At 60.9% G+C, this 26,164-nt stretch carries 25 protein-coding genes, 1 tRNA gene and 1 pseudogene; 13 read left to right on the forward strand and 14 right to left on the reverse strand.

Going from position 1 to position 26,164, the window contains the following annotated elements:
- Positions 1-156: 156 nt before the first annotated feature.
- Both GVL52_RS11010 and GVL52_RS11015 read left to right on the forward strand, forming a co-directional pair.
- Complete coding sequence (locus GVL52_RS11010; RefSeq protein WP_160006881.1) at positions 157-1,116, forward strand: nitronate monooxygenase family protein; 960 nt, start codon at positions 157-159, stop codon at positions 1,114-1,116.
- Between the two features lie 130 nt (positions 1,117-1,246).
- A tRNA-Thr gene (locus GVL52_RS11015) sits at positions 1,247-1,322 on the forward strand.
- A gap of 64 nt (positions 1,323-1,386) precedes the next feature.
- Here the strand turns inward: GVL52_RS11015 and GVL52_RS11020 are convergent.
- Genes GVL52_RS11020 through GVL52_RS11075 form a run of 12 tightly spaced genes read right to left on the reverse strand, consistent with a single transcriptional unit; the run spans position 1,387 to position 8,943 of the window.
- The gene (locus tag GVL52_RS11020; protein WP_160006884.1) at positions 1,387-2,664 is read right to left on the reverse strand and encodes a site-specific integrase; all 1,278 of its coding nucleotides are present in this window, start codon (positions 2,662-2,664) and stop codon (positions 1,387-1,389) included.
- On the reverse strand, positions 2,640-2,903 hold the full coding sequence (locus GVL52_RS11025; protein ID WP_160006887.1) for a winged helix-turn-helix domain-containing protein: 264 nt from the start codon (positions 2,901-2,903) through the stop codon (positions 2,640-2,642). Before GVL52_RS11025 ends, GVL52_RS11020 begins: the two co-directional genes overlap by 25 nt.
- Positions 2,900-3,157: a hypothetical protein gene (locus GVL52_RS11030; protein ID WP_160006890.1), complete on the reverse strand. Its 258-nt coding sequence runs from the start codon at positions 3,155-3,157 to the stop codon at positions 2,900-2,902. Before GVL52_RS11030 ends, GVL52_RS11025 begins: the two co-directional genes overlap by 4 nt.
- The gene (locus GVL52_RS11035; protein WP_160006893.1) at positions 3,154-4,479 is read right to left on the reverse strand and encodes a hypothetical protein; all 1,326 of its coding nucleotides are present in this window, start codon (positions 4,477-4,479) and stop codon (positions 3,154-3,156) included. The genes GVL52_RS11030 and GVL52_RS11035 overlap by 4 nt, the downstream gene beginning before the upstream one ends.
- A gap of 1 nt (position 4,480) precedes the next feature.
- Positions 4,481-5,557, reverse strand: a complete 1,077-nt coding sequence (locus GVL52_RS11040) for a hypothetical protein (RefSeq protein WP_160006896.1) — start codon at positions 5,555-5,557, stop codon at positions 4,481-4,483.
- Positions 5,554-6,360, reverse strand: a complete 807-nt coding sequence (locus GVL52_RS11045) for a hypothetical protein (RefSeq protein WP_160006898.1) — start codon at positions 6,358-6,360, stop codon at positions 5,554-5,556. The genes GVL52_RS11040 and GVL52_RS11045 overlap by 4 nt, the downstream gene beginning before the upstream one ends.
- Positions 6,360-7,382, reverse strand: coding sequence for a PD-(D/E)XK nuclease family protein (locus GVL52_RS11050; protein WP_160006900.1), 1,023 nt, complete (start codon positions 7,380-7,382; stop codon positions 6,360-6,362). The genes GVL52_RS11045 and GVL52_RS11050 overlap by 1 nt, the downstream gene beginning before the upstream one ends.
- A complete protein-coding gene (locus tag GVL52_RS11055; protein ID WP_160006903.1) occupies positions 7,379-7,633 on the reverse strand; it encodes a hypothetical protein in 255 nt (84 codons plus the stop codon). The genes GVL52_RS11050 and GVL52_RS11055 overlap by 4 nt, the downstream gene beginning before the upstream one ends.
- Complete coding sequence (locus GVL52_RS11060) at positions 7,630-7,830, reverse strand: hypothetical protein (protein WP_160006906.1); 201 nt, start codon at positions 7,828-7,830, stop codon at positions 7,630-7,632. The genes GVL52_RS11055 and GVL52_RS11060 overlap by 4 nt, the downstream gene beginning before the upstream one ends.
- On the reverse strand, positions 7,827-8,147 hold the full coding sequence (locus GVL52_RS11065; RefSeq protein ID WP_160006909.1) for a hypothetical protein: 321 nt from the start codon (positions 8,145-8,147) through the stop codon (positions 7,827-7,829). The genes GVL52_RS11060 and GVL52_RS11065 overlap by 4 nt, the downstream gene beginning before the upstream one ends.
- Complete coding sequence (locus GVL52_RS11070) at positions 8,144-8,584, reverse strand: hypothetical protein (protein ID WP_160006912.1); 441 nt, start codon at positions 8,582-8,584, stop codon at positions 8,144-8,146. Before GVL52_RS11070 ends, GVL52_RS11065 begins: the two co-directional genes overlap by 4 nt.
- The gene (locus GVL52_RS11075; protein WP_160006915.1) at positions 8,581-8,943 is read right to left on the reverse strand and encodes a hypothetical protein; all 363 of its coding nucleotides are present in this window, start codon (positions 8,941-8,943) and stop codon (positions 8,581-8,583) included. The genes GVL52_RS11070 and GVL52_RS11075 overlap by 4 nt, the downstream gene beginning before the upstream one ends.
- 115 nt (positions 8,944-9,058) lie before the next feature.
- Here GVL52_RS11075 and GVL52_RS11080 point away from each other — a divergent pair, with 115 nt between their 5' ends.
- Together GVL52_RS11080 and GVL52_RS30865 are read left to right on the forward strand one after the other, a co-directional pair.
- Complete coding sequence (locus GVL52_RS11080; RefSeq protein WP_160006918.1) at positions 9,059-9,394, forward strand: DUF6527 family protein; 336 nt, start codon at positions 9,059-9,061, stop codon at positions 9,392-9,394.
- Positions 9,395-9,650: 256 nt separating this feature from the next.
- On the forward strand, positions 9,651-10,955 hold the full coding sequence (locus tag GVL52_RS30865; RefSeq protein ID WP_244619161.1) for a hypothetical protein: 1,305 nt from the start codon (positions 9,651-9,653) through the stop codon (positions 10,953-10,955).
- Positions 10,956-11,138: 183 nt separating this feature from the next.
- Here GVL52_RS30865 and GVL52_RS30870 read toward each other — a convergent pair.
- Positions 11,139-11,483 (reverse strand): annotated as a pseudogene (locus GVL52_RS30870) (flagellin/flagellar hook associated protein); the annotation flags it as partial.
- Positions 11,484-12,555: 1,072 nt separating this feature from the next.
- On the opposite strand from GVL52_RS30870, the gene GVL52_RS11090 reads away from it, so the two are divergent.
- Together GVL52_RS11090 and GVL52_RS11095 are read left to right on the forward strand one after the other, a co-directional pair.
- Entirely contained in the window at positions 12,556-13,680 is a 1,125-nt protein-coding gene (locus tag GVL52_RS11090; protein ID WP_160006924.1) for an efflux RND transporter periplasmic adaptor subunit, read from the forward strand.
- 3 nt (positions 13,681-13,683) lie between these two features.
- Positions 13,684-16,830 (forward strand): efflux RND transporter permease subunit, encoded by a 3,147-nt coding sequence (locus GVL52_RS11095; protein ID WP_160006927.1) that lies wholly within the window; start codon positions 13,684-13,686, stop codon positions 16,828-16,830.
- Between the two features lie 26 nt (positions 16,831-16,856).
- Here the strand turns inward: GVL52_RS11095 and GVL52_RS11100 are convergent, their stop codons facing one another.
- Positions 16,857-17,768 (reverse strand): GntR family transcriptional regulator, encoded by a 912-nt coding sequence (locus tag GVL52_RS11100; RefSeq protein WP_160006929.1) that lies wholly within the window; start codon positions 17,766-17,768, stop codon positions 16,857-16,859.
- Positions 17,769-18,007: 239 nt separating this feature from the next.
- Here GVL52_RS11100 and GVL52_RS11105 point away from each other — a divergent pair, with 239 nt between their 5' ends.
- The 7 genes from GVL52_RS11105 (at position 18,008) to GVL52_RS11135 (ending at position 26,122) form a co-directional block, all read left to right on the forward strand.
- Positions 18,008-19,510, forward strand: a complete 1,503-nt coding sequence (locus GVL52_RS11105) for a UxaA family hydrolase (RefSeq protein ID WP_160006932.1) — start codon at positions 18,008-18,010, stop codon at positions 19,508-19,510.
- Between the two features lie 33 nt (positions 19,511-19,543).
- Positions 19,544-20,563 carry an aldo/keto reductase gene (locus GVL52_RS11110; protein ID WP_160006934.1) on the forward strand — a complete coding sequence of 340 codons (1,020 nt, stop codon included), beginning with the start codon at positions 19,544-19,546 and terminating at the stop codon, positions 20,561-20,563.
- Positions 20,564-20,574: 11 nt separating this feature from the next.
- Complete coding sequence (locus tag GVL52_RS11115) at positions 20,575-21,021, forward strand: RbsD/FucU family protein (RefSeq protein WP_160006937.1); 447 nt, start codon at positions 20,575-20,577, stop codon at positions 21,019-21,021.
- A 357-nt stretch (positions 21,022-21,378) separates the two neighbouring features.
- Positions 21,379-22,365 carry an ABC transporter substrate-binding protein gene (locus GVL52_RS11120; RefSeq protein ID WP_160006940.1) on the forward strand — a complete coding sequence of 329 codons (987 nt, stop codon included), beginning with the start codon at positions 21,379-21,381 and terminating at the stop codon, positions 22,363-22,365.
- Positions 22,366-22,487: 122 nt separating this feature from the next.
- The gene (locus GVL52_RS11125) at positions 22,488-24,038 is read left to right on the forward strand and encodes a sugar ABC transporter ATP-binding protein (RefSeq protein ID WP_160006943.1); all 1,551 of its coding nucleotides are present in this window, start codon (positions 22,488-22,490) and stop codon (positions 24,036-24,038) included.
- Between the two features lie 26 nt (positions 24,039-24,064).
- On the forward strand, positions 24,065-25,039 hold the full coding sequence (locus GVL52_RS11130; RefSeq protein WP_160006946.1) for an ABC transporter permease: 975 nt from the start codon (positions 24,065-24,067) through the stop codon (positions 25,037-25,039).
- 63 nt (positions 25,040-25,102) lie between these two features.
- Complete coding sequence (locus GVL52_RS11135; RefSeq protein WP_160006949.1) at positions 25,103-26,122, forward strand: zinc-binding alcohol dehydrogenase family protein; 1,020 nt, start codon at positions 25,103-25,105, stop codon at positions 26,120-26,122.
- Positions 26,123-26,164: the final 42 nt, after the last annotated feature.

The following is a 26,164-nucleotide window of genomic DNA, read 5'->3' on the forward strand; positions in this document are numbered from 1 at the left end:
CGCGTTGACAGGGGATAATGCCCGAAACCCGCGGTTCGATCCCCCTATTTATAGCAGCAACCGATGTTTGCGAACCGAGCGCGCAGTCTTTTCCTGCCGAAAACTCTCTGCTATCACATTGACGTTTTCGTAAACGTCAATTCTTCACGGTGATCCATGGCCCTACCCCCGATCCTGACGCAAAACCTCAGACTGCCTGTGGTGGCTTCGCCGCTATTCATCATATCGAACCCGGCGTTGACGCTTTCGCAGTGCAAGGCCGGCATCATCGGCGCATTTCCGGCGCTGAACGCCCGCCCCGAAAGTCAGCTGGACGAATGGCTGGCGATGATGACCGAGGATCTGGCGACCTACAATGCGGCGCATCCGCAGCGTCCGGCGGCGCCGTTTGCGGTCAACCAGATCGTGCACATGTCGAACAAGCGGCTCGAGCATGATCTGATGCTGTGCGTCAAATACAAGGTGCCCGTGGTCATCTCGTCACTCGGCGCTGTTCCCGAGGTGAATGCGGCGGTGCATTCCTATGGCGGCATCGTGCTGCATGACGTGATCAACAACCGCCACGCCCGCTCCGCCATCCGCAAAGGCGCCGACGGGCTGATTGCCGTGGCTGCAGGCGCCGGCGGCCACGCAGGCACGCTCTCGCCCTTTGCGCTGGTTCAGGAAATCCGCGAATGGTTCGACGGGCCGCTGCTGCTGGCCGGTGCCATCGCCAATGGCGGCGCCATCCTCGCTGCACAGGCGATGGGCGCCGACATGGCCTATATCGGCACTCCCTTCATCGCCACCGAGGAGGCGCGGGCATCGGACGCCTACAAGCAGGCGATCGTCGATGGCGCCGCCAGCGACATCGTCTACTCCAACTATTTCACTGGCGTGCACGGCAACTATCTGAAGCCATCCGTCAAGGCCGTCGGCCTCGACCCCGACAACCTGCCGGCCGCCGACGCCTCGAAGATGGACTTCGAACAGGCCGTGGGCGGCGCCAAGGCGTGGAAGGACATCTGGGGCAGCGGCCAGGGCATCGGCGCGATCAAGGCTGTCGAACCCGTTGGCACGCTCGTCGATCGCCTGGAGCGGGAGTACAATGCCGCCCGCGCCCGGCTGGCGGTCTGACGCGAAAAGCGCTGCGTTTCCACAGCCGCGCTCTTTTTTGCCAAAGACGTGCAGGAACGCTTGAAATCTTTTGCCAATGCTTGTATCAGCGCCATGCAAATCGCGGGCGTACTATTCGTCACCCGCCGTTGCCGCTTTAGCTCAGGTGGTAGAGCACATCATTCGTAATGATGGGGTCAGAGGTTCGAGTCCTCTAAGCGGCACCATTCTTTTCAGGCACTTAGCCCCGAATAATCTGCTCTGCCGTTCCGACGCATTCCCGTGACGTTCCTAGCCGTCTGATTTCGTTTCGTTCACGGCTGATCTTTGCGCCACGCGAAGCTGTGCGACAGACCGCGTTTTCTGCAGGGTTCTGCGGTTGTAACGCTGCGTCGTCGATGAGTTTGTATGATTCGCATGATGCTTCAGGTGCTCGATGTCTGCCCCAGCGTCTGATCCTTCTGTGACGCCGCCGGCTCTACTGTCGCGATTCCACACGTCATTCGGGACACCCACCTCGCTTGCGATCTTCCGCCACACCGCCGCAAAATATCGGCGCTGGTACGGGAGACCGGTCGCTTCGGATATGATCATCGGACCGATCCTCTTGCTGAGCGGCACGCTGTCCATGATCTGGCGCAGGAACGGATACTGTGTCGTGTCGTGCAGCAGATCCACGCCATCGACCTTCGTTGTCGCCTTCTGCAGGATGCCGTCAGCGCTCAGGTGCGACCACAGCAAGCCATCCTGCCACCGCTTGCCGCGATAGATGATGCCGCTGAAATGGCTGTCCTCGATCTTCTCCCACACGCCGATGACATCGACCTGGCGCAACGTCAGTTCGAACTGAAGCGCCTGGGCAAGAGCAACCGAATACAAGCCTTTCGAGATGGCCTTGTCGCAGATCGCCTTGACCTGCCCGAACGTGATGGATTCGGTGCGCGCTGCCGGCACGTTGAAGCGCATCTCTTCGAGCACGCTTTTCAGCCGGAAGCACTCGGAGATGTTCGAGACCACACCGAATCCAATGACAATGCGGAGGAGCTGCATGCACTGGTAGGCCCGACGGGGGCGCGGCTTGCTCTCTGCCAGCGTCCTTCCCTCCTCAGCAGCCTTTGCGCGCTGCTTGGCCTTCTTCTCCGTATCCTCGGGCGCCTTCTTCAACTCGTTGTACCAGCCCTTGATATCGAGGCCGGTCACCTTGTCGAGCCGACGCATGCCGCAGAACTGGTCGATCAGGTTGAGGCTCTGATCATAGTTGTCGCGGGTGACGCGCTTGATCTCGAAGTAGGGCGATGCGGGGTTGGTGCGGTACATCCGGATCAGTGTGCGCAGCTTGCCATCATATTGCACCGGCTCGCCAGCGCCGCGCTGGGAAAGCCACTGCTTCAGCTCCGATGTCAGGACGCGGCATCGAGCCGTGATCTCGTCCATGGTCGCTCCGTGCACGCGGACCGTCTTCTGCGGGTAGTCCTTCGAGTGGCGGGATACCGCTGATGCGACCCAATAATATGCGATAGTGCCATCATTCCTCGGCCGTTTTTTCAGGCCGATCTTTTCCGTTTCCATGGTTCTTCCTCATCGAGAGAAGGCAGGGCGACATTGCCCTGACCTGATTGTGGAGAGAGTCCATATCTCCGGTCAAGGAATGCCTCGCAGGCTGGCCAGTATCGGCGGTTGGCGAACAGCGGATCGGGCTGAGGAAAGCCGGACTGGGAGAGCGATGGCAGGGCCGTCTTGAGCATGTCCAGATCGATGCCCATCCGCGCTGCAAGCTCGCCCTCGGTCAGGAAGAGTGAGGCTTTCATTTGCCCTCCCTCGAAACGGGTGGTGGCGGGGCGGCACGATTTAGACGACGGGCGAGATAGGCATTAACCCGTGACTGGCGGATGCAGCGCTCATAGGTCATTCGACCGATCTCTAGGCACCAACGGCGATTGACACCGGTCATGGTTGGACGGTCGTATTTGATCGCCATCGCGTATTCCCGCCACATGCGAGCCTGAAACAAGCGACCAGCAACCGTCCACATTTCCTTCGGAAAGATCAGGCAATCGCTCATGGCTGGTCTCCCTCCGGAGAGGCGGCAAAGCTCGCTATCTGAGCGATGACGCCAGGCCACATCCTGGTGATGTCGATCCAATGGGTGTCGCCGAGCCAGCGTTCCGGAAACTCCTCGCCGCTTTCGAAGAAGGCCAGATCCCAAGTGCCGACGCGGTCGGTGTAGGTCAGGATCGTCTGCTCTCCGTTGAACTCGTCGCGCTGCGGCGCGGTGTCCGCGAACGCGGTCATCTTGAGTTCGATGGTCGTCCGATCTGACCCCATCACAACTTGAGCGGGGGCGCGTGGCGTCTTCGGTAACGCGGATGGGGAAAGCGCTTGCGCCACCACCTTGTCGAGGGATAGCTGATACCTCTCATGCAGCCCCCGCTCATCTGGCACTGGCGTCATGCGGTACTCATCACCGGCTGAGCAAGAGCACGCCCTCTCGGTCTGATATGTTATCCCAGCCCCGCCACAGTCGGTGCATTCTGGGTTGTCGTCTTCTGGGTCGATAGCCGCGCGAGCGTCCAATAGATCGCAAAGCGTAAGGCTATTTCCCTCGAATTCCATTAGATCGACATCTGACGGAAACTTCGGGCGTGGCTCCTTCATCGCGTCACTTTTGTCATGACGCCAGACAGACGCGTTGGCGAATGGCGCCAGCGCCTTTCGCATTCGGTCGTTCTGGCTTTTGATGAGGTCGATGCTCTCCCATGCGGCGAACGGATCTTCCGGTCCGCCGATGTCGCTGGCGATCTTGATCATCTCGCAGGCGAGTGCGGTGACCTGATCCGACGTCGTGTTGCCGGTGCCTTTGCAGATGCCGCACAGCAGTGACGGATAGCCAACGGGGCAATCCTCATCCTGCTCGATCAGTGTGCAAGGGCACGGTACATTTTGAGCGGGGGCGGCGCACGACATAAGCCATGTCACCAACTCGCCAAGGTCTGGGCTCACGAGATCGTTGCCTGGGTGCGCCTGCCGCCAGAGTTCGCCAGCCTCGCGGGTTCGCTTCCATTGCTGATCAAAGAGGCGGGTGAGCCTCGTGTTCTCTTTCAGCAGCTCGTCGCGGTGGTTCTTCCACAGCGTCTCGAAACCTTGAGCCGTGGCGACCTCATCAGCCAGGGCGCGCATGACGGCGTCTGTCTGCCAAGTGGTGAGATCTCGCTCACCTTTGTAGCCCTCGGTCTTGCCGGGGTCGAAGATCGCCCGCATGACGCTCTTCCGGATCTCCTCCATCCCCATCACAAGTGGTTGGGGCGGTGGGGCCTGCATGGGTTTGCCGTCCTTTACCCAAGCGAGGAAATCAGCACGCTCTTGATCGTTTTCGAACTGGCTCATCTCACTCTCCCTCGATCACGGTTTCGACATAGACCGCCGTGGTGTCCGCATCAGCGTCACCGCGCAGTCGGTCATTGTGGGCGCGGAGAATCTTCTCGGCCGCAGCAAAATCGTCAGCACCGAGTTTCGATTTGAACTCTTTATGGCTGGCGGTCAGCGCGTCCTTGTCTTCGGCGGTCGCGAGCAGGGCGTGGTAGTTCCACAGCTTCTCGCGGTCATGGGTGGGGGCCGGTGCTTGGGAGGTCGAGGGACTGGCCCCCTGCTCTTCCTGCCGTGGGGTTTGAGCAGGACGAGTGGTGTTTTCGCCGCGGGCCCATGCCCGAAGCTGCTTGCCGCAGTCCTTGGTCACTCGCTTGCCTGGCGGGAAGAATGACAGATGCTGGCTCTGGATCTTGCCGTGGACGGCCTGACCGTCTTCGATCAGCGGCACGCCGGGGTTATCGGGCGTGACGGTGAAGCTCATAGTCATTTCATACATGAACCGTTTCTCGCAGATCGGCACCCAGCCGGCGGATTCGATTGCTGTCTTTTCACGGTTCGATCGCTCGTCGAACACCTTGACGAATTTGATCTTCTCCTCGGCGCGCAGGCAGAAGATGATGTAGGCGCGGACCTGCCGCAGCGGCGACATCAGGCGCGTCTTGTGGCGCGTCTTGGGAACCTTCCATGCAGGAGCATTGAACTTGTCGATCTCCCAGCCTTCGAGCTTGTCGTATGGCTTGCGAGCGAGACGCGCTACCTCATCGTCGTGCATCTCCTGCAGCCCGCCGACACCCTCGTATTCGTCCGAAGTGCTGTCGATGATGATGACCTTGGCGCCTGCCTTCTCGGCCTTCTGGATCGCCTCGATGTATGCTTCCGGTGTGAACGGCGGGCGCATGTCCATGTGCTTGAACGTGAACTGGTCTGCATAATGCAGCATGCGCTTCGCCTCGGTGTCGATGGCATAGATCGGCTCGCCCTGTGCAAGCCCGGTCGCCATGGTGAGCGCGGAGAAGGTCTTGCCGCTGCCTGATGCGCCGGCAATTGCGATCAGGAGGCTAGTGTCATCGCGAACGGCGTCGGTGAAGTCGGTCATAGGTCACCGCCGACTTCTGCTGGCGCTTCGACGGGCTCAGGGAAATACTTAAGCAGCTCAGCGCGCCAAAAATCTCGGCTCTCATACCACTGCGCGCCCACGCTTTCGGTTGCGACCGGGTCTTTGTTTTCTTTGATGTACTCTTCCAATCGGTCAGGTGAGGTATGCTGACCTTTGCGCCGCTGAACTCCAGCGTCGTCCAGTTTTCCAGCCTCGCGAAGCTCGTAGAGCGCTTCCGTGTATCGGTCAAAAAGACCCTTGTAGTGCCCAAGCTCAATCCCACGCCAGCGGTCTCGATCTGAAAATGCACGAGCGTTCGATTCCATAGTGTTCAGACGCTCAATGGCTCTATCAACCGATTTCGCGTGGATGGCCTGTTGAACCTTCGTCAGGAACTCCCGACGGTCGGCATCTTCAAAACCAGGTGAGGCGTAGCGCTCAGACATCTTGTAAACCAACCCAGCGCGGGCCTCGTCGTCGGCCATGATGCCGTCTGCTAATTCCTCCGGGGTGACTCGATCAAGGACGAACGAAACCAGATCTTCGATAGGGAAATTGATTGCTCCATCGACGACACTCATGTTCGGGAAATGTCGGCCAGGATCGGTGGAGACGTAATGTTTGCGTTGCGCCGTGACTTCCCCATCATCCCAAACAGTGATGTTAAAGTCGTTCAGAGAGTGGACTGTTGCTTTGCGCTCCTTGGTGATCGTCTCGTTTTCGAGATCGATATTCACGTTCGTCGCAATCTCATGGTCAACCTTCAGTGTCGAAGGACGGTCGTTGTATCGAGAGAGAAACATCAGTTCGGCTCCATGATTGGTTTGCTGCGATAAGGGCGGGATTCGTAGAACGGCAGAGGATCGAACCCGAGACCCTGCAGGTACGGGTCCTCGATCTCGCGAGCGAGCCAGCTAGTTTCGACGTAAGCGGGCATCTCGGCGCGCACGGTTTCCTTCGGATATCCCGGCCACCAGTTCTCGGCATTGCACTTGCGCCAGAGCATGAAGGCGTCAGATGCCATCTTCTCGCCGATCACGCGTCCGGCGTCGTCAACCTCGACGACGGTGATCTCGAACGGCGCGAACTGCTCCTGCACGACGAACAGGAACGACAGCTTTTTCTCGTGCCGATCGATCTCCGGAAAGATGTGACGGACGCCGCGGCGATAGAACCCATCCTGAAAATGGTAGTGGTTCGAGAAGATGGCGCGGCTGACCTGCATCGGGGCGGCGCTGAGTTCGGTGGTCTTGTAGTCCAGCACAGTGATCCGGTCCGGCATGACGCTGATGCGGTCCATACGCGCTCTGGCCCAGTGATCGCCGCAACGGTCGCGCCAGACGGCGGTGACCTCGTTGAATGCGATCTCGTCATCGGCCGGGTTTGCCAGCGCGCGGATCGATGCATGCTCGTTGTCGGCAAGCTCGGCTCGGGCCGTGTCGACCATGGCCTCGACGGTCTCGAAGTCAGCCTTCAGCAGCGGGATTGCACCGCGCGCCTGTGCCTGCGACCGCTCCTCCTGTGCCGCCTTCTTCTTGAAGTCGTCATAGTCGAGCACGGCAATCTCGGTGTTCTGCCGCAACAGCAGCGCATGTGCTGCCGATCCGATATCGCGCGTCCGGCTGTTGGCCTGCTCTTCCTCTGGCTGCTTGGTGAGCTTCGGGTGAGCTGCATAGGCATGGCGTGGAGATTCGAGGATCAGCTTCTGCGCGATCGAGCGGCTGAGGCTGAACGGTTTGACAGGATCTGCGTGATATGCCGCCTCGCTCATACGGTAGAGACCGGGGCCGGTGACGGTTTCGGAGTTAATGAGGTCCACTGTCATTCCCCCAGCAGCCAAGCGTCATCGGTATGCTCGCCCATCGCCATTGCGAGGGAAGCTTCGACGGCTCGTTCTCCATATGAGGGCTCATAATCGGGACCATTGACCCGGCTGACGCAGCGGAAGATGCCGCAGCCCTTGATGGTGGAGTGAGCAGCATCGATGTGCATGCGGACGGCTTTTTCGTTTTCGAAGCCGGCCTTGCACTGGCCGCACATCCATGGGGATGCCTTGTGGTGCTTCTTCTTGCTCATGACGGCAACCTTTCCGACACAACGCGCGCCACGCCGGCCTGCCCGTGATCGTTCATGCGGAGAAAGCTGCGATACGGGTTCGCCTGGAACTCGACCCAGAACGCGTCCGTGATCCGGCCTGCCTCGGCCTCGATCTGGTCGCGGTCGATGTTGCGCATGACGGCGATGATGTTGCGGAGGTCGTGGCCGGTGATCATGCTGCACCGCCAGTCGCTTTGGCGATGGCTGCGTCCGCGACTTCCCATGCGCCGCGAACAATTGCCATTTCGCCGTCCGACATCTGCACCCAGATTTGTTCGTAGATGTTCGAAAGGTGCTGCAACGAATCCAGCAGATCAGGCGCGGCGGCGATCAGGCGGGCGTTGGCTACCCACTCGTCCTGCGCAATAACCGGGTTTTCACCATTGCCAACGCAGCAAATCAGCTTGTCGTCGGTTCCGATGCGCGGCTTGCTGCCATAAGTCAGGCTGATGTCAGCCTTCCATTCGCCTTGTGTGTGCTTTGTATCGCTCATGCTGCATCTCCCTTGAGAGCGGCACGGGCGACGATCACGACCTGATATTCTTTGTCGCCTTCGAAGTAATAGTTATCGATATGGTCAGCGCATGCGCTCAGCGCCTCGCGAAGCCGTTCGATCTCGGCATCCTTGGCGGCGAGGGCAGCTTCGAGCTTCACCACCCTGTGCTTGTCGGCGAACTCTGGTTTGCTGACATGGACGTGGTTCATAAAGCCCCAGTTCCCCGCCGCCTTCGTCTTGTCCGTCGAGTAGGTGCATTCATCGCAAAGCGGGGTGCCACATACGAACTGGCCGCAGTAGTCACAGCCATGGGTCGCGGCGTTGCCGCAGCTCGCGCAGGTCACTTTGACGTGTTCCTCGCAGAGGTAACGCCCATGCTCGACGGGCTTGCCACAGGCATATCTGTAGGTGGAGAACGTGCACTTTTCACTCATACCCGTTCCCCCGAGTTAAACCGGATCAGCGGGATAAGGCCACGGCGGTGCTGAAACATCGGCGGTTCGCGGTACTCTTCATCGAGCCAGGACTCCCGCAACTCATCAGGATCGGGACCGCGCCAGCGAGGGTTCTCCTCGGTGTACGCCTCGCACCAGCGCTTGAACGCGGTGGACGTGTCGACAAAGGCCGGAACCTTGTCATCGGGATTGCCGGTCCAGTCGGACAGCCAAGCCTCTGCGCATTCCTCGGTCACGTCCTCGCCGGTCAGCGTCTCCATGTCGAAGCGGATCGCCTGTACGAAATCGTCGTTGCCACGGATGGCCTCAGACGCGGTGGCATAGACCTTCGGCAGCACGTCGGTTTCGCTGAAATAGTAGGCCCAGCGATTGGCCTGTTCATTGTGGCAATCATGCTCGCTGGCCGCTTGGTCATTTGATCCGCTAGATATTTTTCACCCACGGAGAAACGCGATGACTGATGATGATAAGCGCTGGTTTGAGCAGATATCGCCTAAGCTTCGGAAATTGGACGGCGGTCGGATGATGTTCTGGTGCCCTGGCTGCGACGGAGCTCACATGATCCGCGTCGAGGGTGCTGGACCGGGCTGCTGGGGATACAACGACAACCCAGAGGCTCCGACGTTCACGCCCTCGGTCCTCGTCACCTACAACGGCCCTAACGCGGGCATTGATGGTGCGCCTCCAGCTGTATGCCACTCTTTCGTGACTGATGGCCGGATCCAGTTTCTCGGGGACTGCACGCATACGTTCGCCGGCCAGACGGTCGATCTTGCAGACTTCGACTAGCCCTGTGCTTTGCCGCGCACCCTCTGACATCGGATCATGTGTGCATTGAAGCAACTCAGCGATGGAGTTCGAAATGCGCGCATGGTTTTGGAGACAGGTTGCGAAGGTTGGCAATGCACTGCTGAAGGCAGCGGGCGCCCGGTAACGTCATGTGGATCGAAGATGGCTGGAAAGTCTGGCGGTGCCGCATCGGGCGCATCAAGCTGAAGGTTGGATCGCGGCTCGTATGCACTGAGACCTGCGGGAATTTCTTCTGATGCTTGAGGTCATAGAGCCGGATCGGCCGACAGTTCTCCCGAAGATCGAGCTCGATAGTCATGGTCGCAAGATCTATGAGCCTGACGGCGATGTGCTGTGTGATTTTCTGGAATGCCGCAAGCATGTGTCGGTGATCCGCGGGTCGATCGGGTCCGGCACATCGACGGCCTGCATCATGAAGATGTGGCTGATCTCTTGCGAGCAGAAGCCGAACGGCGACGGGGTGCGCAAGACGCGCTGGGCGGTCTGCCGCAACACCTTTCCTGACCTGAAGAACACGACGGTCAAGTCGTGGCTCGACTGGTTTCCTGAGGAGATGTACGGCCGGTTCTACTGGGATCGGCCTTTTCGGCACATCATCCGGCTCGGTGATGTCGAGATGGAAATCATCTTTCTGGCGCTGGATACCGAGGACGATGTGCGCAAGCTGCGGTCGTTCGAGTTCACCGGCATCTGGTTCAACGAGCTTGAGTTCATCGAGAAGGCTATCCTCGACGAGGCGGAAAGCCGCACCGGGCGATATCCGGCGGTGAAGGATGGCGGGGCGACGTGGGACGGCGTAATCGCCGACATGAACGCTCCGCGCGAGGATCATTTCATCCCGCTGATGATGGGCGAGGTGCCGCTGCCGGACGATTGGACGGAAGAGGAGCGTCTCGCGTATCGTCGGCCTGACAATTGGGGCTATCACGTCCAGCCACCTGCCATGCTTGAGATCAAGGATGCTGGTGGCACGTTGACCGGATATTCCATGAACCCGGTGGCCGAGAACACCAAATGGCTCAAGCCTGGCTACTACGCGGAAAAAATCAAGGGCAAGACGAAGCAGTGGATCGACAGCCGCGTGCTGAACAAGATCACGGTGTTCGTCGATGGCAAGGCTGTGTGGGAGCAGTTCAACGACGATTCCCATGTGTCGAAGCGGGCACTTGAGCCTATTCCGGGCTGGCCTGTCTATGTCGGTCTGGACTTCGGCCGCAATCCCGCATGCTGTGTGGCGCAGCTCGTCAACAATCGTTGGCGGGTGTTTGCAGAGGTCACGGCGCGCGGTGCCGGCGCCTCGATCTTCGCGCCCCTGGTGAAGCAGTTGCTGACGAAGCGGCTGGGCGACTGGTACGTCGCGGGCGAGGACGGCGATCGGCGTGGATACGAAGTTCTGTTCTTCGGCGATCCGAAGGGCGACGACGGAACGCAGGCCGACGAGACCACGGCATATGACGTTTTCCGGTCCCATGGCATGCCGGTTCGCGCCGCACCGGTGAAGAACAACCACATCCAGACCCGCATCGAGGCGGTCGAGTAGCGCTATTTCTCCTAGATGCACCTCTGCCGTCTGCACGGCAACACTGCCTGTTTCAGAGCGGACGAAGGCCGTCGATACGTTCGCGATGTCAAGTTCGTTATCATTGATGTCAGCGATGTCGGTGCTCAGCCAGTTCTGTCCATTGAAGGTAGCCGATTTGGAAATGCCGAGGACCTGCTGCTTCAGCTGTTCAAGCTCGTCCTGTACCTTGCCCTTATCGACGCCATCCTCCTTGGCCGCCACAAGCTTGGCTTTGAACTCCCCGAGGACATCAACAACGGAATCAAGTCCGGCATAGGCCGTATCCACCTTGGCGGCGGCCAAGCCAAGGGAATCGCGGACCGCTGCTATCGCCTTGCTATCCGAGCGCATCGTGGTGGCGATCGACCAATAGGCGGCGTTGTCTGCTGCCTTGTCGATCCGCAAACCAGACGACACGCGGTCTTGCGTATCCTGCAGTCCAGAGTTGACAGACCTGAGCGTCTGAAGTGCATTAAGAGCCGATATATTTGTTAGCAACGAGGTCATTTAACTATCCAGAAATAAAACCAAAAATTAGATATCGACGAAAACCAAGTGAATCATGCAGCCTATAGCTGTTAAACTAAGAAATTCACGGTTAACAAAGTATGGATGAGATTAGCGAAATCTGATGAACCGGGCGCAACTCATGAGTTGTTCTTGTATAAAGTGGCCGGAGATGCTTCGCGGGATGGCATGACAAGTATTGCGTGCAGCAATTCCCGGTATCGAAATGCCTGATCAGTGCGAAACCTCCGTTTCAGGCGGATATCGCTGCGCGTCGTTACCTGATGGATCAAAGACGGGGCAGCATGAGACACGACAGTCCGGCGCGCGGCGATCACGGCTGGTTGTTCCGAACTACGTCTTTGGATGAATGCCCGGACCTGCCATCCCCAGAAATAGCGATATCGCGACTCACTCGTGCCGCATATGAATGCGAATGTCCTAAAACGTGATGGCGGTCGCGTTTGGATTAGGCGGGCCGTGTCACGAGGGGTTGTCGATACGGCCCGCAACTTTATCTGGGGGAAATGCAATGTGGGACGTCCTGACGATCATTGGCATCTTCGGCCTGCTGTATCTCGGACGCGAGGTGCAGATCGTGTTTGCCAAGGCGCGCGCCTCCGGCTGGAATGACTTTCCGCGGCGGTGAGGCCTCACCGATCCAATCGGCTGCATCTCGTTTCATTTTGCCCGGTCGTCCGCTCGCCGCGACACCTGTCTGACAGGCGATCGACCTTGCCTGCAACTCATCCAAACGGCGGACGTGCCGGCCTCTGCGCGAGATGCTAGAGCTGTCCCGTTGAATTGCGTTTCCCGGTCTTCCTTCGTTCGGACCATGCCCGCATTCAAGCGGGCTTTTTTTGTGCCTGAAGCAAGGCCGAAGGTTTTACGAGCGCAGGGCGCGCGCTTCCGCGTTGTCATGCAGCCATTCAAGAACAGCCTGCGCATTGAACCGCCTAACCAACGAACAACTCTCGTTAATATAGAAATTCAAAGCCGACTATACATTGACAGTTGCTGACTTAGGGCACACTCTCAGGCGGCTTCGGCAATGGGTATTGAGGGGAATGCAATGCGAAATTGTATGCGTCTGTCCTTTGCATTGGCCGCGGTGGCCGTTACCGGTTTTATCACACTCCCCGGCGCAATCGCCCAGCAGGCGGCCAGCGGCGCGCCACCCCCCAGCGTCACTGTCGTCAAAGCCGTCGAAAAAGATCTGCGCCCCTCGGCTTCTTTCAGCGGACGTGTGGAAGCGATCGACAAGGTCGATCTTCGCGCCCGGGTCGATGGCTTTCTCGAACAGAAACTGTTTGAGGACGGGCAGGACGTCAAAGCCGGCGATCTGCTGTTCGTGATGGAAAAGGGGCAATATGCGGCGGCCGTCGCCCAAGCACAGGGCAATATCGAGGCATCGCAGGCGGTGCTGTCGCTCGCCGATATCGAGGTCAAGCGACAGACTGAGCTGGTGGCCAAGAGTGCGACGCCACAATCGCAGCTGGATCTCGCGGTTGCCAAGCAACAGCAGGCCCGCGGCCAACTCGACCAGCTGAACGCGGCGCTGACGCAGGCACAGCTCGACCTCAGCTACACAGAGATCCGCACGCCGATTGCCGGACGCGTCGGTGCTGCGCAATATTCGATCGGCAATTTCGTCGGCGCCTCCAGCAATCCGCTTGCAACGGTGGTGAGCCAGGATCCGATCTACGTGAGCTTCACCGTATCACAGCGCGAAATCCTCGACATCCGCAAGAAACATGCGGGCCAGCAGGCCGGCGCACTGGTCTATGTCGAGCTTGCCGACGGTAGCCGCTATGGGCAGGTGGGCAAGATCGACTTCGTCGATGTCACCGTCAACCAGGGCACCGATTCCGTGCTGGTGCGGGCAAGCTTTGCCAATCCGGACCGGCTGCTGATCGATGGCCAGCTTGTCGACGTCAAGGTCGAGGGCGACAAGGCGCAGCCGGTGCTGGTCATTCCGCAGGCTGCGCTGCAGATCGATCAGGGCGGCCCCTATGTGCTTTTGGTGACGAAAGAGAACAAGATCGAGGTTCGCTATATCGTGCCGGGGGGGATGGAAGGCTCCGATGTCTCCGTGGCCAAGGGGCTGACGACAGATGATCTGGTGGTGACGGAAGGGATACAGAAGGTTCGTCCGGGGCAGGTCGTTGCGCCCGTTGAAGCCAAATCGGGGTCATAAGCCATGCTGTCGGGGATTTTTATCGATCGTCCGCGGCTCGCGGTCGTCATTTCACTCGTGATCACCATTGCCGGTCTGGTCGCGCTCACGCTCATTCCAATCGCCCAGTTTCCAGATATCGTGCCGCCGCAGGTGTCGGTGAGCATCAGCTACCCCGGCGCCAGCGCCGATGTGGTGCAGCAATCGATCGCCCAGCCGATCGAGTCGCGCGTTGTCGGCGTCGATAACGCGATCTACATGAAATCGACCAGCGGCAATGACGGCAGCTATACGCTGACGATCAGCTTCGCGGTCGGCACCGATCCCGATATCAACACCGTCAACGTGCAGAACCGCGTCAACCTTGCCGAGGCACAGCTGCCGCAGGAGGCGCAGGCCCAGGGCATCAGCGTCAAGAAGAAGTCGTCGGCGCTGATGCAGCTGATTGCGCTGACGTCGTCCAGTGGCGATCACGACCAGCTGTTTTTATCCAACTACGCGACGATCAACATCATCGACGGGCTGAAGCGCATCAAGGGTGTCGGCGACGTGACGCTGCTGACGCCGTGGGACTACAGCATGCGGATCTGGATCACGCCGGAGCGGCTGACCAGCTATGCGATGACGCCGAACGACATCATCACGGCGCTGCAGGGCCAGAACATCCAGGCGGCGATCGGCCGCATCGGCTCCCAACCGGCGCTGCCCGACCAGCAATTCCAGCTGACGATCCAGACCAAGGGGCGGCTTGCCACCGTCGAGGAGTTCGGCAACGTCGTTCTGCGCGCCCAGCCTGATGGTTCGTTCGTGCGCATTCGCGATGTGGCCCGCGTCGAGCTGGCGCCGAAGGGGGCCGAGCAGATCGGCCGGCAGGACGGGACGCCGGCTGCCGTTCTCGGCATCTACCAGTCGCCCGGCGGCAACGCGATTGCCACCGCCGAAGCGATTACCCAGCTGATGGACAAGCTCTCGCCCGCCTTCCCCGAAGGGGTGAGCTACAAAATCACCTACGACACGACGAAATTCGTCGAGGAGAGCATTCACGAAGTCGTCAAGACCTTGTTGGAGGCCTTCGTGCTGGTCGTCATCGTCGTCTTCCTGTTCCTCGGCTCGGTGCGCGCCACGCTGATCCCGCTGATTGCCGTGCCGGTGTCGCTGATCGGCACCTTCGCGGTGATGATGGCTTTGGGCTTCTCGGCCAACACCGTGTCGCTGCTGGCGCTGGTGCTGGCCATCGGCATCGTCGTTGACGACGCGATCGTCGTGGTCGAGGCGGTGGAAGCGCATATGGAGAAGGACCCGAATGCGACGCCGGCTGAGGCCGCGCGCCGCGCCATGAGCGAGATCACCGCGCCGATCATCGCGATCACGCTGGTGCTGCTCTCGGTGTTCATCCCGGTCGCCTTCATTCCCGGCATTTCGGGCGAGCTGTTCCGCCAGTTCGCAGTGGCCGTGTCGGTGTCGATGGTGATCTCGGCGATCAACGCACTCAGCCTGTCGCCAGCGCTTTGCGCGGTGCTGCTGAAGCAGCAGCATGGGCCGAAATGGGGGCCGATCCGCTATATCCTCAAGGGGATCGACCATGCGCGCGACGGCTATGCCTCGATCGTGCGGCGACTGGTGCGGCTGGCGGTGCTCGGGCTGGTTCTGCTGGTCGGGCTGATGGCCGCGACCGGCTGGCTGTTCAAGACGACGCCGACCGGCTTCCTTCCATCGGAAGACCAGGGCGCCATCTTCGGCGAAATCATCCTGCCCGAGGGTGCTTCGGTGAACCGCACCGACGCTGCGGCGAAAAAGGTCGAGGAGATCATCCGCAACACCGAGGGTGTGCAGGGCGTGATGTCCGTCGTCGGCTACAGCCTGCTCGACGGGCAGGTGAAGTCGAACGCGGCCCTGCTGGTGATGACGCTGAAACCCTTTGCCGACCGGACGACGACGGCGCTGTCCGTCAACGGACTGATCGGCAAGCTCAGTAACGAATTGCAGTCGATCCGCGATGCCAATGTGATCGTCTACAACCTCCCGCCGATCATCGGGCTTGGCACCGGTAGCGGCTTCGAATTCCAGCTGCTCAGCCTCGGCGGCGGCAATGCCGCGGAGGTGGCGCAGGCGGCCCGCGGGCTGATCTTCGCGGCCAACCAGAACCCGGCGCTCAGCCGGGTCTACACCACCTTCAGCGCCAACACGCCGCAGCTCTATCTCGATATCGATCGCGAGAAGGTGCAGACGCTCGGCATCACGGTGTCCGATGTGTTCAGCGCGCTGCAGGCGGTGCTTGGCAGCTCCTATGTCAACGACTTCAACATGTTCGGCCGCACCTGGCAGGTCACCGTGCAGGGCGAGGCATCGGCGCGGGCGCGGATCGACGACATCTACAACATCAACGTGCGCAACAGCAGCGGCCAGATGGTGCCGGTGAAAGCCTTCGCGCAGGCGCGGCTGATCCTCGGGCCGCAGCAGATCGTGCGCTACAACAACTATTCGAGCGCCACGATCAATGGCGGGCCGGCACCCGGCCACAGTTCCGGCGAGGCGATTGCGGCAATGGAAGGTGTGGCGGCGAAGACGCTGCCGCCGGGCTATAGCTACGAATGGACCGGAACGGCGCTGCAGGAAATCGAGGCGAGCGGCAAGACGACGATCATTCTCGGCCTTGCCGTGCTGTTCGCCTACCTGTTTCTCGTCGGGCTCTATGAAAGCTGGAGCATCCCGATCGCGGTGCTGCTGTCGGTGACGGCGGGCATTGCGGGCGCGATGCTGGCGCTGAAGATCGCCGGGCTCGACAATAATCTCTATGCCCAGATCGGCCTCGTGGTGCTGATCGCGCTGGCCGCCAAGAACGGCATTCTGATCGTCGAGTTCGCGATGGAGCGGCGAAAGCATGGGCTCGGCATTTCGGAAGCGGCCGTCGAAGGCGCCAAGGAGCGGTTTCGCGCAGTGATGATGACGAGCTTTGCCTTCATCGCCGGCCTGATCCCGCTTGTGATCGCCGAGGGGGCGGGCATGCTCAGCCGCCGTGGCGTCGGCACCGCGGTGTTCGGCGGGATGCTGGGCGCGGCGATGGTCGGGATTTTCCTGATCCCGGTGCTTTATGTGGTGTTCCAGTGGTCTCGCGAGAAGGTGAAGAGCGTGATCGGCTCAGCGCCGGCGAAACCGCATGTGAGCGAATAGGCAGCGCTGGCACGAAGGTGCCTTTGTTACTTCGGTAAGCTGTCGCTTTCGGCGGGGCTTTGCGGCAGCGATTGCAGCAGGGTCTGGCGGGCCGAGCGCAGGTGCAGGCGGCAGGAGAATTCGATGGCTGCCGGGTCGCGCGATTCCAGCGCCGATATGTAATCGAGATGCTCGTGGATGGCGCGCTCGTTGCGCTGGCGGGCAAAGGCCTTGTTCCACTGGTAGTGATAGTGGAAGACGATGGCGATGGCGTCGTAGAAATCGGCGATGAAACGGTTCTTCGCGGCGCCATGGATCAAAAGGTGGAAGCGCTCGTCGAGGGCGGAGAATTCCTTGTAGCGGTGGTCGAGATCCTTCAGCATCGCGTGGTGCTCGGCCTTGATCTCCGCCAGCGCCCGCCAGGCGTCGTTGTCACCAGGCAACTTGCCGAATTCGGCAGCCGAATGCAGCTCGAACATCTCGCGGACTTCGGCCAGCTCCAACGCGAATTCGCGGGTGAAGCCCTTGAGGATCCAGTGGCTGTTCGGCCGCTTTTCGATCAGCCCGAAGCGGGAGAAGCGGATGAGGAATTCGCGCACACTTGTCGTGCCGGTGCCGATATCGCGGGCGAGTTCCAGCTCGTTGATCTGGGTGCCGGGGGCGGCATCATCGGACAGGATGCGCTGCATGAAGCTGCGCTCGATAATGTTGTGCAGAGAATCCGTCTCTTCCGAGGGAAACAGATCGGCTTCGACGGGTGCGCGCAGAACCACCTTCTGGCGCTTGTTCCAGCTGATGATGCCCTCGTCGTTGAGACGGGTGAGGATGGCGCGCGCGGTGCTGCGGCTGATGCCGAGCTGTGCTGCAATATCGGGCTCCGACGGCAAGGCTTCTTCCGGGCGCAACGCCACGACATAGCGGTTGTACGCTTCCTTGAAGACCGTATTCTGCCTAGCCATTCACATCCCGCCTTCTTGCCCTGCTTCACGCGTCAAGGGCCCGCAACAGGCGGGACCAGGCACATGGCAGAAGCTTATCTCTCGGCAATCCTTATCTTATTTTGGATCGCGTGCGGCTGTTTGCCTCCCTCGTCCACAGGATCAATAATCCCGTTGACTTGAAAATGTTTATTGTAGATAAAAAACAAAAGCAATGCGCATTCGCCGATGCAGCGAGTGTTTCGCTTGGGAGAGAGACGTTGAAGAAAGACCCCTGGATTATCCTGTCCGCCGGCGACAACGTTGCCGTTGCAACGGCTGCCATCGCTGCCGGCGAGACGGTCGCGGGCATTGTGACCCGCGAGAAGATCGACCCCGGCCACAAGGTGGCGCTGACCGATATCGCGCTCGGCCAAGCCGTCGTCAAGTACGGCCAGGCGATCGGGCGCACCACCGCAGACATCAAGGCCGGCGACCATATTCACAGCCAGAACCTGCATTTCGAGAACGACCGTCTTGCCGCCACGGCCAATTCGGCGCCGGAAGAGGCCAGTGCAGAAGATCGCGCCCGGACCTTCATGGGCTTCCGCCGCGCCGACGGGCGCTCCGCGACGCGCAACTATATCGGCATCATCGCCAGTGTGAACTGTTCCACCACGGTCTGCCGGGCGATTGCCGACACGGCAAACCGGACGCTGCTGCCGCTCTACGAAGGCATCGACGGCTTCGTGCCGATCGTCCACGACCAGGGCTGCGGCATGAGTTCGACCGGCGACGGCATGGCGGTGCTGCACCGGACGCTGGCCGGCTATACCAGGCATGTGAACTTCGGCGGCGTGCTGATGATCGGGCTCGGCTGCGAGGTCAACCAGCTGACGCTGTACGGCCAGAGCGGCGCCGGTGCCTCGAAGCGCCATTTCAACATCCAGGATGCCGGCGGTTCGCGCCGCGCCGTCGAGCGCGCCATGGGCATGCTGAAGGAAATCGCCGACGATGTCGGCAGGGAGCGCCGCGTGGCGCTGCCGATCAGCGATATCATCATTGGCATGCAGTGTGGCGGTTCCGACGGTTTTTCCGGTATCACTGCCAATCCGGCGCTGGGTGTCGCGGCCGACCTTCTGGCGGCAGCGGGCGGCACGGCGATCCTGTCGGAGACCTCGGAGATCTATGGCGCCGAACACCTGCTGCGCAGCCGCGCGGTCAGCGACGAGGTGGCCCGCAAGCTCGACGAGAAGATCGTCTGGTGGGAGAAATACGTGGCGATGCACGGCGCCTCGCTCGACAACAACCCTTCGCCCGGCAACAAGCGCGGCGGGTTGACGACCATTCTGGAGAAGTCGCTCGGCGCTGTCGCCAAGGGTGGGCGCTCGCCGCTGACGGCTGTCTACGGCTATGCCGAGCGGGTAACGGCACCCGGCCTGGTGTTCATGGACACCCCCGGCTACGATCCGGTCTCGGCCACGGGACAGGTTGCCGGCGGCGCCAACATGATCGCCTTCACCACGGGCCGCGGCAGCTGCTTCGGCTGTCGCCCGGCGCCATCGATCAAGCTGTCGAGCAACTCTGCGCTCTATGCCTCGATGGAAGAAGACATGGATATCGATTGCGGCACGATCGCCAGCGGCGATGCGACGATCTCCGGCAAGGGCCGGGAGATCTTCAACCTGATCATCGATACAGCGTCCGGCAAGAAGACCAAGAGCGAGGAATTCGGCTACGGCGATAACGAGTTCGTGCCGTGGCATCTGGGAGCAACGCTCTAAGCATAAGCAGACTGTGTCTTCAGAGGAGGAATGATGAAGACGAGGAGGATCGGCCAGACCGGGCTGGAGGTGACCGAAGTGAGCTTCGGCGCCGCAGCACTCGGCGGTCTCTATCGCGCCTGCCCGCGGGAACAGGCGATGGAAACACTGGATGCGGCCTGGGATAGCGGCATCCGCTATTTCGACGTCGCACCCTGGTACGGGCTTGGTCTTGCCGAGCGCCATGTCGGCGATTTCCTGCGCGGCAAGCCGGAAGCGGAATGGGTGCTGTCGAGCAAGGTCGGGCGGCTGCTACGGCCGGTGCCGACCGGGACCGTTCCTGACTACAGCTATGTCGATCCGCTGTCGTTCGATGCCGATTACGACTATTCCTACGATGGCATCATGCGCTCGGTCGAGTTCAGCCATGCCAGGCTGGGGCTGAACCGGATCGATATCCTCTATGTCCACGACATCGGTGGCTACACGCACGGAACGGCGAAGAACGCGGTCTATCTGAAGCAGTTCCTCGACAGCGGCATCAAGGCGCTGGAACAGCTGAAATCATCGGGGGCGATCAAGGCCTTCGGGCTTGGCGTCAACGAGGTGCCGGTCTGTCTCGACGTGATGCGCAACGCCGATATCGACTGCATCCTGATGGCCGGGCGCTACACGCTGCTCGACCGGTCGGCCGAGGCGGAGCTGCTGCCGCTCTGTCGCCAGAAGGGGACGTCGCTGGTGGTCGGCGGGGTCTTCAACTCGGGCATCCTGGCGACCGGTGCCGTGCCGGGCGCGAACTTCGACTATATGCCGGCAACCGACGATGTGCTGTCCAAGGTGCGGGGGATGGAGGCGGTGGCTACGAAGAACGGCGTGCCGCTGGCGGCCCCTGCCCTGCAGTTTCCGCTGCGCGACCCTGTGGTTTCCTCGGTGCTGATCGGCACCGCCAAGGCCTCCAGCCTGACGCGCAACATGGAGCTGTTCACACCGATTTTGCCGGAGACGATCTACCCGGAATTCGATAGTTTCACGCTCGTCGCGCCGCCACTCGGCGACGAAGCAGTCCGCGTTTAAGGAAGAATAGAATGCTCAAAGGAATTCACCCGGTTCTCAGCCCCGACCTGTTGCGCGCCATCGCCCGCATGGGCCACGGCGACGAGATCGTCATTGCCGACGCCAATTTTCCATCCTTTACCATGGGCCCGGAAATGATCCGCGCCGATGGCGTCACCGCCACCGCCATGGCCGAGGCGATCCTCACCCATATGCCGCTCGACACCTTCGTGCCCGAATCCGCATGGCGGATGGAGGTGGTCGGCGATCCGACGGCGGTGCCGGAGGTTTGCAAGGAATTCGATGCTATCGTCTCCAAGCGCGCCGGCGATTTTTCGGTTTCGACGCTGGAGCGGTTTGCGTTTTACGAGCGCTCGCGCAAGGCCGCCTACATTGTCGCGACCACGGAATTTCGTCTCTACGGCAACCTGATCCTGAAGAAGGGCGTCGTGCTTCCCGAGAACGTGTTCTGGGGATGATGGATTAAAAATGGAACAAACATTCCGTATTGACAATCACACGGAACCATTGTTTCATTAATCAACTTCAAGCGCCTTTGAGGCCGGATGTCCGGGAGGGCATCTGGTCACGGAGGACGAGGCGCCGAAGGGTTGAACGGACTGAGGATGCCAGTGGGTTTAGGCGCCCGGCATCTCGATTGATAACCGGTTGCACGTGCTGCCAAGAACGAGCCAAAGGGCTTACCGGCGCAGACTTGCAATTGGGGCAGGCCTCGGCTAGCTTCAAAACGGGAAATGTTTTTTATCGATAAAAGTCTCTCGTACGCGTTCGCGAGGGATTTCCAGGAGGAGAACGCACCTGAGAGGAGAACCCACATGCGCATGAAATCCATTCTGTCTCGTCGAGCCTTTACCGCTCTCGCCGGCGCTGCCGTCATGGCAACTGCCGTGCCGATGCCGTCCTTTGCGGCAGACGTGACCATTCCGATTATCGTCAAGGACACCACATCCTTCTACTGGCAGATCGTTCTGGCCGGCGCCCGCAAGGCCGGTACCGATCTCGGCGTCAAGGTGCCGGAACTCGGTGCCCAGGCTGAAACCGACGTCAACGGCCAGATCAGCATTCTCGAGAACGCCGTTGCCGGCAAGCCGGCTGCGATCGTCATCTCGCCGACCGAATTCAAGGCGCTCGGCAAGCCGATCGACGAAGCTGCCAAGTCGGTTCCGATCATCGGCATCGATTCCGGCGCCGACTCCAAGGCCTTCAAGTCGTTCCTCACCACCGACAACGTCCAGGGCGGCCGTATCGCTGCCGATGGTCTTGCCGCTGCGATCAAGGAAATGACCGGCAAGGATGAAGGCGATGTCGTCATCATCACCAACACCCCTGGTGCCGGCTCGCTCGAGCAGCGCCGCGAAGGCTTCCTCGATCAGGTCAAGACCAAGTATCCGGGCCTGAAGGTGGTTGCCGACAAGTATGCTGACGGCCAGGCAACGACCGGCCTCAACATCATGACCGACCTGATCACCGCCAACCCGAAGATCGTCGGCGTGTTCGCGTCCAACCTGATCATGGCGCAGGGCGTTGGCCAGGCGATTGCCGAGAACAAGCTCGGCGACAAGGTCAAGGTCATCGGCTTCGACAGCGACGACAAGACGGTCGGCTTCCTCAAGGACGGCGCGCTTGCCGGCCTCGTGGTGCAGGACCCTTACCGCATGGGCTATGACGGCGTGAAAACCGCACTTGCCGTTTCCAAGGGCGAGAAGGTCGAAGCCAGCGTCGATACCGGTGCGAACCTGGTGACCAAGGCCAACATGGCCGATCCGAAGATCGACGCCCTGCTGAACCCGAAGATCAAGTAACCAGCTATCCGGCCGCGCGTGAGCAATCGCGCGCGGCCTCTTCTTTGCCGGTGTCATCGTCTGCTCCGGGGAGCGCGGACGACGGGCGGAGAGACTGAATTTGCGAGGAGGAGAACACGTCCATGAGCCTGGAAGAGATCAGTCATCGCCACGATGACAGCGCCACGCTGAAAGAGGCAAACCGCATTCCGGCGGGTACGCCCATCCTCGAACTCAAGGGCCTGCAGAAGAATTACGGCTACGTCCAGGCGCTGAAGCCGGCGACGCTGACGTTTCTGGCAGGCGAAATTCACGCGATCGTCGGCGAAAACGGCGCCGGAAAATCGACGCTGATCAAGCTTTTGACTGGAGTCATCACCCGAACCGCCGGCGAAGTGCTGTGGTGCGGCCATCCTGTTGCGCTGGCAACGCCGAACGAGGCGATCGCGCGCGGCATCAATGCCGTCCACCAGGAAGTCGTGCTCTGCCCGCATTTGACGGTGGCTGCCAACCTGTTTCTCGGCGACGAGGTCAACACGTTCGGCCTGATGCGCAAGAAGCAGATGGTCAACATGGCGCAGGCCGTGCTCGACGATCTCGGCTTCGGACTGCCGGCCGCCGTGCTGCTGAGCGAACTGACGATCGGCCAGCAGCAGCTGGTCGCAACCGCGCGTGCCGCGATGCGCGGCACCCAGTTCCTGATCTTCGACGAGCCGACCGCCTATCTGACCCGCCAGGAATCGGCGCAGCTGTTCAAGCTGATCCGCCGCCTGCAGAGCGAAGGGGTGACTATCGTCTATATCAGCCACCGCATGGAAGAAGTGTTCGAGCTTGCCGACCGCGTGTCGGTGCTGCGCGACGGCACCCATGTCGGCACCCGCCTGATCGGCGAGACCAATGATGCGGAGTTGATCGCACTGATGATCAACCGCTCGATCGAGCAAATCTATCACAAGGAAAAGATCGCCATCGGCGAGCCGATCGTCGAGGTGCGCGGGCTCTCCGGGCCCGGGTTCAACGACGTGTCGCTGTCGGTGAAGGCCGGCCAGATCGTCGGGCTTTACGGGCTGATCGGGGCCGGGCGCAGCGAATTCGCGCTCGGGCTCTATGGCCGCGAGAAGACGACGGCGGGCGAGATCCACTGGATGGGCCGCAAGGTCAACATCAAGAACGAACGCACGGCAATGAAGCTGGGCATCGCGCTGGCGCCGGAAAGCCGCCGCGACCAGGGGCTTTGTCTCAACCTGCCGATCGGCCTCAACATCAACCTGCCGGTGTTCGACAGGCTGAGCAAGGGGCCGGTGATCAGTCTCGCCGATGAAGCCAAGAATGCCGACCAGCAGATCCGCGACCTCTCGATCAAGACGCCGAGCCGGCGTGTGCTGGTATCGGCGATGTCCGGTGGCAACCAGCAGAAGGTGGTGATCGGCAAGTGGCTGAGCCACGGCGCGCGGCTGTTCATCTTCGACGAACCGACCGTCGGCGTCGATGTCGGCACCAAGGCGGAAATCTACCGGCTGTTTGCCCGGCTGCTGCAATCGGGCGCCGGGATCATCCTGATCTCGTCGTATCTGCCCGAAGTCTACGAACTGGCCGACGAACTGCACGTGTTCCGCACCGGCAATCTCGTCGCCAGCCACGCCTTTCACGCGGCGTCACATGAACAAGTGCTCAGCGAAGCGATCGGCGTCTGAGCAGAAGAATAAGAGGGAGAGAGACCATGACCGTAACCCCCGCAGAAGTTCCCGCGCCGAAACAGCGCCGAAAAGTGAACATCCTGTTCGGGCTGACGCTGATCGGCCTGCTGGTGGCGCTGTGGATCGCGCTTGGCGTCGTCACCGACAGTTTCTGGACGCCGCTCAACATCAGCAACCTGCTGCGCCAGGGCTCGATGACGGCAATCCTAGCCCTGGGTGAAACCTTCGTCATCATCACCGCCGGCATCGACCTTTCGGTCGGCGCCATCGTCGGCTTTGCCGGGGTCATCGTCGCCTTCCTGCTGCAGGCGGGCTTCCCTGTCTGGGCGGCGATCCTGCTAACGCTGGCCTTCGGTGTGGCGATCGGCGCCTTCCACGGCTTCGGCATCGTCCATATGGGCCTGCCGCCGTTCATCATCACGCTGGCAACGCTGACGGCGCTGCGCGGCTTCGGGCTGCTGATCACCAACGGCTCGTCGATCAACATCACCAACGAAGCCTTTTCCAACTTCTCGCGGGCCAATTTCCTCGGCATCCCCAGCCTGTTCTGGATGGTGATCCTGGTGGCGATACCCTCCTACGTGCTGCTGCATCTCAGCCGCTGGGGCCGCTATCTCTTCGCGGTCGGCTCCAACAGCGAAGCGGCGCGTCTTTCCGGTGTCCGGGTCAGCGCCATCATCTACATGGCCTACATCCTGTCGGCGACCTTCGCAGCCTTCGTCGGCGTGCTGCTCGCCTCGCGCATCGCCATCGGCAATGCGACGCAGGCTGACGGCTGGGAACTGCAGGCGATCGCCTCGTCGGTCATCGGTGGTACCAGTCTGTTCGGTGCGGTCGGTTCCGTGCATGGCCCGCTGATCGGCGCCTTCATCCTGGCGACCATCAACAACGGTGCGAACCTGCTCAACGTCAACTCGTTCTGGCAGCGCATCATCACCGGCCTTTTGATCATCGTGATCGTCTACTTCGACCAGCTGCGCCGCCGTCGCAGCTCGTAAGCACCAATATCGGAAGCCGGCTTCAGGGCCGGCTTTTTCTCTCCATCGAATGCGGGATACGCCATGAAAGCCGTGCTTTGCCAACAACCTGGCGTCCTCGAGATCGTCGAGCGCCCCTCGCCCGGCACGCCTGAGCCCGGCTGGGTACGGCTCGCGGTCAGCCATGTCGGCATCTGCGGCACCGACTATCATATCTTCGAAGGCAAGCATCCGTTTCTCGAATATCCGCGTGTGATGGGCCACGAGATCTCGGCAACCGTGATGGAGACAGCCGATGGCGTCGAGATCGCCATCGGCACGCCTGTCATCGTCAACCCCTACATTTCCTGCGGCATCTGCGTTGCCTGCCGGCACGACAAGCCGAACTGCTGCACCGATATAAAGGTGCTCGGCGTTCACACCGACGGTGCCTTCTGCGAGGAGATCACGGTGCCGGCCGGCAATCTTTATGCAGCGCAGGGGCTGAGCCTCGAAGCCGCGGCAACCGTCGAATTCCTGGCGATCGGGGCGCATGCAGTGCGCCGTTCGATGGCGCCGGCCGGCTCGCGGGCGCTTGTCATCGGCGCCGGCCCGATCGGACTTGGGGCTGCGATCTTTTCGCGCATTGCCGGACACGCGGTGACGTTGCTCGATACCAGCGCAGAGCGGTTGGAGATGGCGGCTGAACGTTTCGGATTTGCATCCGGCATCGTTGCCAGCGACACGACTTTGGACGCCGTGAAAGCAAAGACGGATGGCGACGGTTTCGATGTCGTGTTCGATGCCACCGGCTATGGTCCCTCGATGGAAAAGGCGTTCGGCTTCGTCGCTCATGGCGGGGCGCTGGTTCTGGTCAGCGTCGTCAAGGACGAGATCCGCTTTTCCGACCCCGAGTTTCACAAGCGCGAGATGATGGTGATCGGCAGCCGCAATGCGACGCGCATCGATTTCGAACATGTGGCCGCCTCGATCGCCAACGGCCTCGTACCGGTCGATCGGCTGATCACCCATCGCACGACGCTATCGGATGCGCCGCGCGATCTGGCGCGCTGGGCGCACGAAAAGAGCGGGTTGATCAAGGCCGTGATCAAGGTTTCCGGTTAAACTCTTCCGTCGTTCGCAGTCCCGGACGGAACACCGCCGGGC

Origin of the sequence: Rhizobium sp. 18055 (assembly GCF_902706285.1) — a bacterium.
Taxonomy (GTDB): Bacteria; Pseudomonadota; Alphaproteobacteria; order Rhizobiales; family Rhizobiaceae; genus Rhizobium.